General features: G+C 46.5%; 14 protein-coding genes. 6 read left to right on the top strand and 8 right to left on the bottom strand.

Translation table 11 applies throughout. From position 1 onward, the window contains the following. Positions 1-164: 164 nt before the first annotated feature. Positions 165-485 (bottom strand): hypothetical protein, encoded by a 321-nt coding sequence (locus tag P2W83_RS11605; protein WP_276133903.1) that lies wholly within the window; start codon positions 483-485, stop codon positions 165-167. A 128-nt stretch (positions 486-613) separates the two neighbouring features. Next, complete coding sequence (locus tag P2W83_RS11600; RefSeq protein ID WP_276133902.1) at positions 614-2,263, bottom strand: amino acid permease; 1,650 nt, start codon at positions 2,261-2,263, stop codon at positions 614-616. A 155-nt stretch (positions 2,264-2,418) separates the two neighbouring features. Here P2W83_RS11600 and P2W83_RS11595 point away from each other — a divergent pair, with 155 nt between their 5' ends. Then, positions 2,419-3,201 (top strand): hypothetical protein, encoded by a 783-nt coding sequence (locus P2W83_RS11595; RefSeq protein ID WP_276133901.1) that lies wholly within the window; start codon positions 2,419-2,421, stop codon positions 3,199-3,201. Here P2W83_RS11595 and P2W83_RS11590 read toward each other — a convergent pair. Continuing rightward, entirely contained in the window at positions 3,198-3,848 is a 651-nt protein-coding gene (locus P2W83_RS11590) for a hypothetical protein (RefSeq protein ID WP_276133900.1), read from the bottom strand. The two genes, P2W83_RS11595 and P2W83_RS11590, sit on opposite strands and share 4 nt — an antisense overlap. Positions 3,849-3,865: 17 nt before the next feature. Further along, on the bottom strand, positions 3,866-4,603 hold the full coding sequence (gene lipB, locus P2W83_RS11585; protein ID WP_276133899.1) for a lipoyl(octanoyl) transferase LipB: 738 nt from the start codon (positions 4,601-4,603) through the stop codon (positions 3,866-3,868). Positions 4,604-4,745: 142 nt separating this feature from the next. Between lipB and P2W83_RS11580 the strand changes: the two genes are divergently transcribed. From P2W83_RS11580 to P2W83_RS11570, 3 genes are all read left to right on the top strand, one after another. Further along, a complete protein-coding gene (locus P2W83_RS11580; protein WP_276133898.1) occupies positions 4,746-6,905 on the top strand; it encodes a carboxy terminal-processing peptidase in 2,160 nt (719 codons plus the stop codon). Between the two features lie 75 nt (positions 6,906-6,980). Next, the gene (locus tag P2W83_RS11575) at positions 6,981-7,610 is read left to right on the top strand and encodes a DUF5683 domain-containing protein (RefSeq protein WP_276133897.1); all 630 of its coding nucleotides are present in this window, start codon (positions 6,981-6,983) and stop codon (positions 7,608-7,610) included. Positions 7,611-7,677: 67 nt separating this feature from the next. After that, positions 7,678-8,343: a protein-L-isoaspartate(D-aspartate) O-methyltransferase gene (locus P2W83_RS11570; protein ID WP_276133896.1), complete on the top strand. Its 666-nt coding sequence runs from the start codon at positions 7,678-7,680 to the stop codon at positions 8,341-8,343. Here P2W83_RS11570 and queG read toward each other — a convergent pair whose 3' ends face one another. The 4 genes from queG to ribD are packed head-to-tail and all read right to left on the bottom strand — an operon-like array spanning position 8,344 to position 11,842. Beyond that, a complete protein-coding gene (gene queG / locus P2W83_RS11565; RefSeq protein WP_276133895.1) occupies positions 8,344-9,273 on the bottom strand; it encodes a tRNA epoxyqueuosine(34) reductase QueG in 930 nt (309 codons plus the stop codon). A 1-nt stretch (position 9,274) separates the two neighbouring features. Then, on the bottom strand, positions 9,275-9,892 hold the full coding sequence (locus tag P2W83_RS11560; protein WP_276133894.1) for an IMPACT family protein: 618 nt from the start codon (positions 9,890-9,892) through the stop codon (positions 9,275-9,277). Further along, the gene (locus P2W83_RS11555) at positions 9,876-10,760 is read right to left on the bottom strand and encodes a hypothetical protein (RefSeq protein ID WP_276133893.1); all 885 of its coding nucleotides are present in this window, start codon (positions 10,758-10,760) and stop codon (positions 9,876-9,878) included. The genes P2W83_RS11560 and P2W83_RS11555 overlap by 17 nt, the downstream gene beginning before the upstream one ends. Positions 10,761-10,771: 11 nt before the next feature. Beyond that, positions 10,772-11,842: a bifunctional diaminohydroxyphosphoribosylaminopyrimidine deaminase/5-amino-6-(5-phosphoribosylamino)uracil reductase RibD gene (gene ribD, locus P2W83_RS11550; protein WP_276133892.1), complete on the bottom strand. Its 1,071-nt coding sequence runs from the start codon at positions 11,840-11,842 to the stop codon at positions 10,772-10,774. A 51-nt stretch (positions 11,843-11,893) separates the two neighbouring features. Here ribD and prmC point away from each other — a divergent pair, with 51 nt between their 5' ends. Together prmC and P2W83_RS11540 are read left to right on the top strand one after the other, a co-directional pair. Next, a complete protein-coding gene (gene prmC, locus P2W83_RS11545; RefSeq protein ID WP_276133891.1) occupies positions 11,894-12,739 on the top strand; it encodes a peptide chain release factor N(5)-glutamine methyltransferase in 846 nt (281 codons plus the stop codon). 182 nt (positions 12,740-12,921) lie between these two features. After that, positions 12,922-14,763 (top strand): T9SS type A sorting domain-containing protein, encoded by a 1,842-nt coding sequence (locus P2W83_RS11540; protein WP_276133890.1) that lies wholly within the window; start codon positions 12,922-12,924, stop codon positions 14,761-14,763. Positions 14,764-14,766 lie beyond the last annotated feature (3 nt).

Here is a 14,766-nt window from a genome sequence, read left to right as displayed (position 1 = left end):
AAAACCGCACAAATGTAGCCAATTTTTCGAGTTTCGTATAGCAGGCAAAAACATACTCAAATCCATAGCGGAATACGTGTAAAAAGAACAAGCGTGCTGTTTTCACAACACGCTTGTACCAGATTATGTTCAAGCTTTTTTGAAGCCTGAATATATTGGTTTCTTTATGCCATTCCTGTTTTCAGGCTGCTTTCACTTTCTACCTTACGATGATGCGGTTTGTGTTTACCACGAACCGATGGAAGAAAGTTTTTAAAAGTTCCAAGTTGACCATTCGCGCGCGCGGTCGCCAACCTTGTTCTCAGCGAACGTACCAACAGCAACGTCGGGTAAGCAAGTACACCTACACCCAATGCGATAAGTCCCAAAATACCCCAGGCACGGCTCAGGCCCCTGATACCCAGGAATGATGGCCTTGCACCTGGTAACAAGCTTCGAATACCCCTCATGTTAATGCTCCTCAGATTCAACAGTCTACTATTCATAACCCTTCAATTTTATTCCACTGCAACCATCAAAAAATCCAAGCCAACGGGCAGGTTTACAGGCTCTTAAAATGTTAAAAGCACCGCCGTAAACGCAGCGGTGCTTTTAACTATTTCTTATGCGAAGATCACGCTAATTCTTTCCTGCCTTTGCGCATCGTTACGAAGTAAATCAATACGTGCAACACTGCAAATATTATCGAGAAGTTGAACAAGATAGAATCATCGGTTTCAGCCCAGGAATGATGCAGGAATGCTACTATTATCAACACCACTGTCATTGCAAGGCCTGTTATAGAAACAGTTTTATAGCTTTTCTGGTTGAACAATCCGCTATTCAGTTTACTGTGTTTCATACCGTAAAACAGGTACACGTCAAAACCTATCATCATCCATACTATCAGTCGTATCCATGTATCCAGGGGCAGGAAAACCATCATGAACAGGCAGGTTGCAACACCCAGGATAGGCACCAATGGTACCAACGGGGTACGGAAGGCTCTTGGTGCCTCAGGCATGGCGCGGCGCATTACTATCACACCGATGCATACAAGAATAAATGCAAATAAAGTTCCGATACTGGTCATTTCACCCACAATGTTTGCTGGCACAAACGCAGCAAACAAGCTTACGAATAACATGAACAGGAAGTTGTTCCTGGCAGGAGTACGGAACTTAGGGTGTACATCAGAGAAAACACGCGGGATCAAACCATCGCGGCTCATAGAGAAGAACACGCGCGATTGTCCCATCAGCATCACCATGATCACCGAAGAATAACCGGCAAGGATAGCGATGATGATCGCTTTGTTGAGCCACGGATAATCAGGCACCATGACACCGTCAGCCCCCATTTTCCCCATATGGTCGATAGCGACTGCCACCGGAGCAATACCGTCTTTACCCTTAAAGCTCTCGACGCTGGTAACACCCGTCATAACGTGCGCGAACAGGATATATAATAAGGTACAGATACCCAGCGAAAGCAAGATACCTATGGGCATGTCACGTTTGGGATTCTTGGCTTCCTGCGCAGCCGTTGACACAGCATCAAAACCGATATAGGCGAAGAATACGATCGCTGCAGCACGAATGATACCGCTGAAACCAAACTCACCAAAGGTGCCGGTATTAGCCGGGATGTATGGTTCATAATTCTCGGGACGGATATACTGCCAGCCTAGAGCAATAAATATAAGAACCACCGCAACCTTAAGTGTCACGATCAGCGTGTTGAAGAATGCCGATTCTTTGGTTCCCTTCATCAACAGCAACGACATCATAATAACAATGAACACCGCAGGTATATTCATGATGCCCCCTTCTGCGGGTGAGGACGTGAACGCGGGATCTATGTGTATATTATAATAGTCGAGGAATTTGACAAGGTAGCGTGACCAGCTGATAGACACCGTAGCAGAACCAACTGCATACTCCAGCACAAGGTCCCACCCGATGATCCAGGCCACGAATTCGCCCATGGTAGCAAAGCTGTACGTATAAGCACTACCAGCTATGGGGATCATCGAAGCAAACTCAGCATAACACAAACCGGCAAAAGCACAACCCAATGCCGCTACAATAAATGAAAGTGTAATGGCCGGGCCTGCATTGTTGGCCGCAGCCATACCAGTAATTGAAAACAAACCTGCGCCGATGATAGCGCCAATACCAAGAGCTACCAGCGCTCCAGCCGAAAGGGTTTTCTTTAAGCCTTTCTCCGACTCTGAGGCTTCATCAAGTAATTGATTTAAAGGTTTCCGTATAAATAGTCCCATAAATGATTTAGAAATGCGACCAAACCTAAATATAAATGTTGGGTTGTGCAAGGTGAGGGTTCCGGATGTGGAAATACAGGAATCGAATTGTTAGAAATTTCAAAATCTTAAAACCGCGATTTTCCAACAAGGATTTTTTGCAGTAGGTTTGGCAGATGCTCCGTTTTTTAACCATTTTCGTCGGTGTTTTTATCCTGCTTGTCACAAAACTGCATGCGCAGCCTTTATTGCCAGAGATTGTGGGCGCATCAGATAAAGGCATCAACGTACTTAGCTGGACAAGCCAGTACGATGGCCTCAAATCTATCGCCGTGCAGCGCTCATCGGATAGCGTGTATAACTTTGCGACAATAGGCTATGTAAAAAACCTGAAGAAAGGAGCGCAGGCGTTTATTGATGGACATCCCGTACCCGGCGATAACTGGTACCGCTTGTATATAGCTTTCAGTTCAGACCTTACCTGGTATAGCAACCGCTTTAAGATACATGTAGACAGCGCGACCATCATGGCCAAAGGCGTGCTGCCCCCCAACGATTCGCTGCAAAAACTGGCTTCGAGGATAAAGGTGGATACTACTTCTGTAACACGTCCAGCGCAACCTGGCAAACCAGTTGACACGTTACAACAGATAGTTAATAAGATCAGGCTGAGCATCCCTGACCCGGGCGATGTGGACGTATTCAGCTATATCAAATCTCAGTACGTATTCACGAATCCTTTTACCGGCCACGTAACGATGGAAGTGCCGGACGTAAAGAAATACCACTACTCTATCAAGTTCTACAACATGAACAATAAAAAGGTGCTGGAGATACCAAGGATACTTGAGTCGCCCGTGATCATCGACAAACGCAACTTCCAGAAGAAAGGAGTGTTCAAGTTTGACCTAATGAAAGGTGATGAAAAAATGGAGAGCGGATACGTTACCATTTATTAAGCATCGTCCCACTCATGCTCTTGCAGCATGCGTGCCCACTCCATACCCAGGCGCAGTTTGCTGCCAGCATATAGTTTCATCATATTTACCATCTCCTCAGCGTGCCAGGAGTATACACCTTTGGCAAAACGGATGGTAAAGCCATTGTGATTGAAGAAAAGGTTTCCCTCCTGGTGAAGACTTTGTATAAGCTGCTCACGGGTCTCAAACCCAAAATAATCATAGCAGCGGCCTTTCAGCGGATGATCTGTCTTCTCATCTTTCCCGATATAGTGAAGGGGACCGATCTCGCGCCAGAGGTATTTTGCGTGCCGCTGAGCGAAAGGGGTACGTTCCAGTATTGTAATTGACTCTGTATCCAGGAACAGGCGCTCTTCGTACATCATCCTCGATAAAAAGCGGTAGGCAGCCATTAGGTACAGCGCAGCAGCACCTATTCCCCCGGCCCAGTTGAGCACATGACTTGAAAATGGCATCGATTTAAATAGGAAAATAGTCGCCATACCAATGGTGACCAGCAATTCGGCCCAAAAAAGCGCCTTGATTCGCGGCTGCAGATTATTGCCCAGCTCTATCAGCAAATGATCATCTCCCCATTGATAGGAAATGTTACAAGCGGGTTTTCTTTTGGGGATAGAGGCCAACATAAGTATTAAAGCTGCATTTAAGTTACACTTTTTGCCGGAGGCAGTTGTAAAATATCTGCAATAAATACCTTGCCAAACTCCTCACGCAGAGTGTCCTTAACTTCCTGCTCGTCAACCTTGCGGCCCAGCTCAAGCTCCATGGATGTCACTTTTTTATCACTTATACCGCATGGAACGATGTATCCAAAATATTTTAGATCGGTATTAACATTTAGTGCAAACCCATGCATGGTCATCCAGCGGCTGCTGCGCACACCCATAGCGCATATTTTGCGCTCACGGCCAGGCACATCAGCATCCAGCCAAACACCGGTAGAGCCTTCCAGTCGACCAGACTCAATACCATAGCGCGCAAGGGTGCGTATGATCACCTCCTCCAGGTTACGCATGTATTTGCCGAGGTCTGTATAGAAGTGCTCCAGGTCTAATACCGGGTACCCCACCACCTGGCCGGGACCATGGTAAGTAATGTCCCCGCCCCTGTTGGTTTTATAGAATGAAACGTTCAGCTCTTTCAGCCTGGAGTCATTTATGAGTAAATTCTCCATGTGTCCACTTTTCCCCAAAGTGTAGACGTGTGGATGCTCGCAAAAGAAAAGATGGTCGGTGGTATCCGGGTGTTCACGGCGCTCTGTTTCTGGTGTCTGATACCACGCAGATTTTGCTTGCACACCCTTCTGCAATAAAGCCTCTTGCATGTCCCATGCTTCACCGTATTCAATTACTCCAAGATCGCGGAAATAGATGTGTTTCATAACTAAAGATGAGCTGCAAATTTACGGCAAAAAATCCCCTTGGCATTAACCTTTTCCTATATAGGGATTAGCGTTTTATTAACTCCGTTTATTATACATTTGCTAGAGTCAACTTTAACCGATTAGAACTATGTTAAGATTCATGAAGAACAAGATCCTAATACCACTTTTAATAGCAGGAGCCTTAGCAACATTTTTCTCTTTCACATATACCAATGCTGATACTAACGAGAATGTGGACGCGAGAAGGTCATTAGTGCTGAAGACCGTGGTTAAGGCTATCCATGATAGCCACTATTCACCAAAAAACATTGACGACTCCCTTTCAAAGCAAGTATACGATAAGGTACTGGCCTGGGACTACGACAAGAAATTTTTTACTCAGGCGGATGTAAATATCCTGCAAGCTTACAAGTACAAGATCGACGACGAGATCAACGATGGTTCTGTTGAATTTTTCAACAAGTTCAATGAGCTGTTTGTAAACAGCCTCGATAAGACTGAGGCTATTTATAAAGACATTCTTGCAAAGCCTTTCACTTTTACTGCCGACGAACAGTTTGTGAAGAACGGCGAAGACATGCCGTTTGCAAAAGATGATGCAGAACTGAAAGAATACTGGCGCAAGTACCTTAAGTTTAACACGCTCGCAAAGTATGTAGACCTTAAGAAAGACCAGGAAAAGAAGAAAGACAGTGCCAACTTCGTAGCAAAGACTGATGCACAGCTGGAAGAAGACGCACGTACTGCAGTTCGCAAAAGCCAGGAGTTTACATTCAAACGCCTGCGCAAAATGAAAGACGATGACCGCTTCACGTTTTATGTGAATAGCATTACAGGTGCAGAAGATCCACATACAGACTACATGCCTCCACGTGAGAAACAAGCTTTCGACGAAGGCATGTCTGGTAGCTTCTCTGGTATTGGTGCGCAACTGGGTAACGAAGACGGTAAGATCAAAATAGTATCGATAATACCTGGTAGCCCAAGCTGGAAACAGGGCCAACTGAAAGCTGGCGACGAAATATTGAAAGTAGCCCAGGGCGCCGATCAACCAGAAGACATCCAGGGTTGGGATATCGACGACGTGGTAAAGAAAATACGTGGTAAAAAAGGTACTGAAGTACGTCTGACGGTTAAAAAAGTAAACGGCGCACAGCAAGTGATACCTATCATACGTGGTGATGTATTGATGGAAGAAGTATTCGCTAAATCAGCTATCATCAACAGCAAGACAGGACCTGTAGGTTATATCTACCTGCCTGAGTTCTATGCCGACTTTAATAAGATAGGCGGACGTCGCAGTGCCGAGGACGTTGCGATCGAAGTACAGAAACTGAAAAATGCAGGCGTTACCGGTATCATCCTGGACCTTCGTTACAATGGCGGTGGCTCTCTAAGCGACGTGGTTGACATGGCAGGACTGTTTATAGATGAAGGTCCGGTAGTACAGGTAAAGAGCAGCAATTCTACACCTATGATGCTGCGCGATGCTCAAAAAGGAACATTGTATGATGGTCCGCTGGCTGTAATGGTGAACCAGCAAAGTGCATCAGCATCTGAGATCATGGCGGCAGTATTGCAAGACTACAAACGTGCGGTGATCGTAGGTACTACTACATTCGGTAAGGGTACGGTACAAAAAGTGATGTCGCTTGATGAAGTTTTAAGCTGGTCTGAAAGCGTTGCTAACAAAGGTGTATACTCTCCGTCTAACCCGATAGGCTCACTGAAGCTTACTGTTCAGAAATTCTATCGCGTGAATGGTGGCTCCACCCAACAAAGGGGTGTAACTCCTGATATCGTTTTCCCTGATCCATACAAATACATTGAGATGGGTGAACGCAAGGACAAAGCATCGCTGAAATGGGATGAAATACCAGCAGCAGCATACCATCCGGTGAAGAATGCAGTTAACGCTAATTCACTGGCAATGGACAGCAAAAAGCGTGTGTCTTCAAATGCAACCTTCTCTCTGATAGAGGAGAACGCCCTGAGACTGAAAAAACAGGAAGACGACAAGTCTTATTCGCTGAACGAAGCTAACTACCGCAAAGAGCTGGACGATGCAAACGCCACTTCGAAGAAAATGGAGGAGCTGGAAAAGAAAGCTTCGCCGCTGACGATCACCAACCCTAAAGAGGATATGGCGAGGATAAATATGGATTCTACCAATGTGAAAAAGAATCAGGAGTGGATAAAAAACCTGCAAAAAGATATCTACCTGGCCGAGACGGTGAACATCGTTAACGATCTCACCAAACAACAAGTAAGAGTGAATATGGGTACAGGCATGAAATAAGCTTAGGCCTGACAATAATGAGTCCCGCTTCGGCGGGACTTTTTTTTTTACCTTTGCGCCACTAAAGATCAAGACTTGCAACGCTTTGGCCATATTTGTTTTCTCTCTATTCTCCTTGTGCTGTTCGGCATTCGGGAGGGTTATGCGCAAATAGTGCCGGATAGTTCGCTCAATCACCCTATTCCGCCAGTTGCACGCCAGGAAGCCGATAGTATCAACATGATCGCAGATACGGTGAAGGTGACCATCAAGCCGCGACAACCGTGGGAGCCGAAGCCCAAGCGGGCAGGATTGTACTCTGCTATATTTCCGGGAGGAGGACAGATCTATAACCGGCAATATTGGAAATTGCCGATCGTATACGGTGCCCTGGGCGCTGGTGCTTATATGATCCACTACAACCTGGACAACTACCAGAAATTTCGCAGGGCTTATATCTACAAAACTGACGGTGACGCTTCTACGTTTACCCCAGAAACGCTGCGGTACACCGATGAGCAACTTAAAGACATTCAAAACGATTACCGGAAAGATGCTGACGTTGCTATACTGCTGACAGCGGTAGGTTATGCGCTCCATATCATGGATGCGGTCGCTTCAGCGCACCTGCGCAACTTCGACATCTCGCGCGACATCTCGCTGCAAATGAAGCCAATATTGCAAAACAACGGTATCGGTTTCGGTATAGCGATGAACTTCAAATAGCCAGGCACTGTCGCACAATTCAAAGGCACAAGTTTTATTTCAATATCGGGTAAGCTAACTTTGCACCATGCTGCATAGCAAACCGAGAGAAGATAATTACCTGCACAAAGGACTACGGAAGCAACTGGTACAAGTACTACGCGATAAAGGAATTAGAGATGAGCGTGTTCTTGCAGCCATCGAATCCATTCCGCGCCATTTCTTTCTCGATCCTGCTTTTGAGCGTATAGCTTACGAAGACCGCGCGTTTCCTATTGCTGCTAATCAAACCATTTCGCAACCCTACACGGTTGCTTACCAGACACAGCTGCTCGAAATAAAGAAGTTCGACAAGATACTCGAGATCGGTACCGGCAGTGCCTACCAGGCTTGCGTACTGGCAGAGCTAGGCTCTATGGTGTATACCATCGAACGCCAGAAAGCTCTGTACGATTTCGTCGGCCAGTTTTTTTTCCTGAAGAACTATCCCAACATCAAACGGTTTTACGGCGACGGCTATGAAGGTCTTCCTTCGTTTGCTCCTTTCGATAAGGTGATCATTACTGCAGCAGCTCCATTCATACCACCGAAACTGGTGGAACAATTGAAACCCGGCGGTATCATGGTAGTGCCAGTAGGCGATGATTCAGGACAAAAGATGATGCGTCTGACCAAGAAACCTGACGGCAGTGTACAAGAAGAAGTGCTCGGCGATTTCATCTTCGTGCCGATGCTGGAAGGTAAGAACAAATAACTACTGTTTAATGGCTTTTAGGTTCCGCTGAATACCTTTCCATTTAGGCCGGCTCATCGGCGATGACTTGAATGTCTTCCTGAACACGTCTTCTGTCATAGCCTCCCAATCGCCTACTGTAAGATTGAGCACTTCCGGGATAGGTTTGAACAGCGTTTCATGATGAGGCTGCGCAAAACGATTCCACGGGCATACATCCTGGCATACGTCGCAACCAAACATCCAGCCATTCATCTTGCTTTTGAACTCGTCGGGTATCAGCTCATCTTTCAACTCAATGGTAAAGTAAGAGATACACTTACTGCCATCTACCTCTGACGGAGAAACAATAGCCTGTGTGGGGCAAGCATCCATGCAACGAGTACAGGTTCCGCAATGGTCTGTTGCAAATGGTGCATCAGGCGTCAGGTCCAAGTCTGTGATCAGGGTAGCTATAAAAAAGAATGAGCCGTTATTCCTGGTCAACAGGTTACCGTTCTTCCCTACCCAGCCAAGACCGCTGTTCACTGCCCAGCTGCGCTCCAGCACCGGTGCGCTGTCAACAAAGCCCCGGCCATCTACATCGCCAATATTTTCTTTTATGAATGCCAGGAATTCGTGCAGTTTGTCTTTGATCACATAGTGATAGTCAGTCCCCCAGGCGTATTTGGCGATCTTCGGCGCGGCGGGCGATTGTGTCTCTGAAGGATAGTAATTGAACAATAACGTAATGACCGACCGTGCGCCAGGTACCAGCTTTGCTGGATCAACACGCAGGTCGAAATACCGCTCCATATACTGCATAGAGCCCTGGTAGCCGTTTTTCAACCATTGCTCGAGCCTGCGCGCATCGTCATCTAATGGGCGAGCCATCGCAATGCCGCACGACATAAAGCCGAGTCTGGCAGCTTCCTGTTTGATTAACGCAGTATTTTTTTCGGGGAGAGACAAATTAAACTTCTTCCTTTATTGACTTCACAGTTACACCGCGAATTTCCGAAAGTCTTTGCACATAATCGGCAGTGTGCCTGCGCGGTATGCCGGTTTTAACAATACAGAAAAGCTGCAGCTCCTGTTGGTAAACCGTTGCCTCGGCCTGCTTGAGGAGGTAGAGGACCTCCCCCATCACTGGGTAATCGAAATGGATCTCAAATTTTTCCTCTATCCATTTCTCCGTGACCGGAGCAGCAGACAGTGCATCAGCTGTAGAAGTTTTATATGCGTTAATAAGGCCGGGAACGCCGAGTAGTGTGCCCCCGAAATACCGAACTACCACCACCAATACATTTGTAAGGCCTGCACTATCTATCTGTCCCAATATCGGTTTACCCGCGCTGCCGGATGGCTCGCCATCATCATTAGCGCGATACTGCATGCCGTTGGTTCCTAACCGGTAGGCATAACAATGATGCACTGCCTTGGGGTGCTCCTTCTTTAACCGTTGTAGTTTTTCTTTTATATCTGCGGTAGTAGAAACGGCATAGGCATAAGCAAGAAATTTGCTACCCCTGTCTTTGAATTCAGCCGTAGTAGAGGCTGCTATCGTCCTGTATTTAAACTCCTGTTCCATTCAAATCGCCTAAAGCGATGAGCAAGATAGCTAGAATAGACAAGATGAGTCCTACAACGCGCAGTTTAGTCACCTTTTCGCTGAAGAAAAGGATGGCAATTAATGCTGATAGTAATACTATCCCGATATTGTTGACCGGTATGGCCGCGGAGCTATGCATAATACCTGATTTGAGAAAATGCAACAGGCAATAAATTGAGAAATAATTAGGGATACCCAACACGATACCTGCCAGCAGGTTTTTCCAGTGCAGCCTGATCTTGCCGCGTAATAGTTGGACGATAACAGTTATCAACCCGGCAGTACCGGCAACCACAAATGTGTGTATAGTGAACGATACCAGCTCAGCATCGCTTTTCACATGAAAGGCCTGCACATATTTTACCATGGTATCGAGTAAGCCACTACCTACAAAAATAAGTATCGGCCACAACAGCTCTTGCGTCTTTCGGCCATGGTCTTCCACTTTAGTGGTCAAGTATACAGCCGGAAATGCAACGAGTATTCCCGCGATCTTGATGGCCCCTAACGTCTCTCCATATAGAAAGGGTGCGAATATCACGGGTATTACTAACGAAAGCTTATTGGCAACCGTTGTGGTGGTAATCCCCTCCTTCACTGTGCAATAGGCGATCAGATTAAATACACTGAAAAACATACTGCCCATTAGTAAGGCCCAGGGCAACCAGCTTTCGTCTACACTTGCAACCGAAACCGGGAAATCACCGAGCACCAGGCAACCTGTAACCACACAGGTCCAATAGTTGGCGACTATGGCCTGCAGGTTATCAATACCAAACCTGGAGTAGAACTTAAAAAGGACAAAGAGTATGGTATTGAGGACAATGGATGCCAGCAGGTAGAACATGCAAAAACGTTTTACAAACTCATGCCAGCCGCATAAGGAAATGAACTATCGTTATTAACGTATACGTGCAGGGTATCAAAACCCAAAGGCGTTTCAAAGGCTTTTGTTGCGTTTGGCAATAGTGGTGCAGCAATGCCGTTTGGCAGGTCAGCACCGGCGCTGAATATCCTGGCTTGATCCCATAGGCCTGCGTCAATAAAAGACTGTATCAAATGCGCGCCACCTTCTACTATCAATGACAGCATACGCGCCTGATGCAGTTTGTTCATTAGCCCGGGTAACAGGTTATTAAAAGGCATCTGCATAAACCGAATATTTCCCCGGTCATCATCTTTTTGACCATTGATGACCCATGTAGAAGCTTCATTGTTGAACAACTTGAGCGTACCCGGCAATTGCAGCCGTTCATCCAGTACAATACGCAAAGGCTGTTTTCCCGGCCATAGTCGCGAGGTTAGCTGAGGATCATCGTTCAATGCCGTATTATAGCCAACCATAATGGCAGCCTCTTCGGTGCGCCATTTGTGCAGCAATTGCTTGCTGTGTTCATTGCTTATCTGGAACCGGGAACGATCGGCAGGTGCAAAAAAGCCTGACTCTGTTTGCGCCCATTTCAGGATGATATAGGGCCGCTGGTGCCGGTGGAAACAAAAGAATCTGCGGTTCAACCACCAGCCTTCCTTTTCCAGCACACCAGTTTGCGTGGCTATGTTGGCCTCATGCAGTATCTCCATGCCCCTACCCTCTACTTTTTCAAATGGGTCTATGTTGCAAACAATTACTTCTTTTACCCTTTCCTTCACCAGCCGGGATGCACACGGCGGTGTTTTACCGTGGTGCGCGCAAGGTTCCAGATTGACGTACATTGTACTTTCAGGAATCAGGTGGTGGTCTGCATCGGCAACAGATTCAAGACAATTGACCTCCGCGTGCGCCTTACCATACTCGCGATGGTAGCCTTCACCTATGATACGACCGTTGTGCACCAGCACGGCACCTACCATTGGGTTATCCAGTGTATAACCTTTCGCCAATTGCGCCAGTTCGAAGCACCGGCGCATGTAAACCTCATGCCCTGCCATAGAAACAAAAGTAAATAAAGCCTATAAAGACGAAGAGTTTATCTTTACCCCGTGCCCAACCTTAACGACGCTTTTTACCAATTAAGGAACGAACTGCAACCTCTTTACGGCGCGCAGGAGGCTGCAGCTATAGCCCACGAGGTGATGTTTCACCTTACAGGGATGGACAAGCTGCAACGACTGGTGGAAAAGGAAAAACAACTATCCGCCACGCAGGATGATCAGCTTGCAAAAATGTTGTCTGAGCTTAAGACCGGCAGACCCATGCAGTACGTTCTCGGACATGCCTGGTTTATGGGCAGGGAATTCAACGTGAATGAGCACGTGCTCATTCCACGTCCCGAAACGGAAGAGCTAGTGCAGTGGATAGTTGACGATATCAAAGAACAAAACATCACCTTGCTCGACATTGGCACAGGGAGTGGCTGCATCCCCATTTCATTAAAATTGACCCTCCGGGATGCAAACATTACCAGCTGCGATATCAGTGAATATGCTTTACAAGTGGCGCAAGAAAATGTGCAACAACTAGGCGCCGAAGTCAATTTTATTCAGCTGGATTTTCTTCAATCTGAACATTGGCAGCAACTAGGCAGCTATGATGTAATTGTATCCAATCCTCCCTATATCCCGGTTACCGAACGGGAGACTCTGCACACAAACGTACGCGACTTTGAACCCGAGCTGGCCCTCTTCGTACCGGGCAATGACGCACAACTATTTTACAGGGAGATCGCTGCCTTTGGCAAAACTCATTTAAAGACTGGCGGCACTATCTATTGCGAACTGCATGTAGACTATGCAGAAGCGACCCAGCGCTTGTTCGAAGAATACGGCTATAAAGCGACCATAAAAAAAGATATGCACGGCAATCTGCGCATGTTAAAAGCAGTCTGACCTTCATTAAAGGCTGAAAATCAACATATCTTCCGTTTGTCGACAAAAAATCCGGCTTTGTCTACAAATATGTAACCAATTGTTATTGTTGAAAAAAACATGACATTTCCGTGATCATTTTAGCCACATTATCAATATATTGCATTCTTCCGACACAATAATATTCTCACATAAAACAGATCATGAGGAAAATTCTTTTATTCTCGTTGTTGACAGCATGTGCCTTAAATGGCTTTGCAAAACCGGTTGATGAGCTGACTGCCAAAAAAGTTGGATATAACTTCCTTCGTGGTGAATCAGTACAAGGCTTGAGCAATGCAGGACAACTGGAGCTGGTGCACACCTCTGCTTCAGCTGATGGCAAGGTGAAATACTTCTATGTTTTCAACCTTAATCGTACAGGATTTGTTATGGTAAGCGCAGACGACCAGGTTGTGCCTGTATTTGCTTACTCAAACGATGGCGGATTTGATCCCACAAATATTCCCGACGCAACTAAGACCTGGCTTGCCAATTATGCAAGTGAGATCGCATTCGTTATTGAAAAGAATTTCCCCGCAACAGCAGAGATCTCTGAAAAATGGGCTGCACTTGTTTCCGGCGAAGATCCTACTACAGGCAATAAGACAACAGCATTCACTACTGTGCCAAGATTGCTGACTACTACGTGGAACCAAAATCCATATTATAATGAGCTGTGCCCGTTTGATGCCACGGAAAATAAACTCGTGCCTTCTGGTTGCGTGGCTACGGCCATGACACAGATCATGAAATATTGGAACTGGCCAGCGCATGGCTCGGGCATGCATTCTTACAATCACCCTGATTATGGTACACAGAGTGCAGACTTCGGCGCTACCACTTATTCGTGGAATTCAATGCCTAACACAATCGGCTCGTCGAACAACGCGGTAGCAACCCTAACCTACCAGGCCGGTGTAGCCGTTAATATGAATTATGGTCCTGAGGGCTCTGGTGCAGTTGTTATCGACGCTATGAGCTCCCAAAGCGCAGAAAGCGCACTTCGCACTTATTTTGGCTATGACCCAAATCTTTCTGGCATTTACCGCAACGGTACTGCTAGCTGGATATCGACTTTGAAGAATGAATTAAATGAGGCTCGTCCTGTATTATATGCAGGCTTCGGATCGGCAGGCGGACACGCATGGGTGGCTGATGGTTACGATAAAAACGACTACTTCCACATCAACTGGGGCTGGGGCGGATCTTCTGACGGTTACTTCTCGGTGGATGCTATGAACCCACCAGCTCTGGGCGCAGGTGGCGGGTCTGGCGGTTTTAATAATACTCAACATGCCATTATTGGTATTAAACCACCTGCAAGCGCTTTTGCAACACCTGATCAGTACGAAATGAATAATTTCGAGACTGCATACTACAGCCTGCCTGTATCATTCAACGGAAATACCGCCAAAATCGTTACCACTGGTTCTAACTTCCACATCACAAACGATAACGACTACTACGCGATCTTTTTGCCAATTGGTGACAATTACACAATGACTGCCCGTCTGCAGGATGCCGGATCCAGCACCAATGGAAATACTTATTCTGTAGATGCTAAACTCGGCATTAAAGAGCCTGCTGGTGCTAACTGGACGGCTTATTACGGTACAGAAGTTCCGGGGGTTCGCACCTACAACGGAGGCGGCACTGTTCTCTTCCGCGTCGCGTCTCAAACAGCAGCTGCTATGGGCGATTACCAGCTGGAAATTGATGTAACACGTACAACTACCGGTGTTCAAGAGCTGAGCGATGCAGCACGTATGATCAGTGTTTATCCAAACCCTGCTACTGATAAGATCAATATTGACCTGGCTAAAACCTCAGGTAAAGTTGCTATCAGCATCATAGACCTTCAAGGTCGTTCAGTTTACGAGGCATCACATGAGGGGAACCAGCTGGTTACCATCCCGGTAGGCGCTATCAGCAACGGTATGTACTTTGTGCGTGTACAGTCAGAACAAGGAACTATTACAGAAAAAATTTCGATCAACAGATAATAG

The sequence above is a fragment of the Polluticoccus soli genome (genome assembly GCF_029269745.1).
Lineage (GTDB): Bacteria > Bacteroidota > Bacteroidia > Chitinophagales > Chitinophagaceae > Polluticoccus > Polluticoccus soli.
This window is presented reverse-complemented; position numbering and strand designations above follow the sequence as displayed.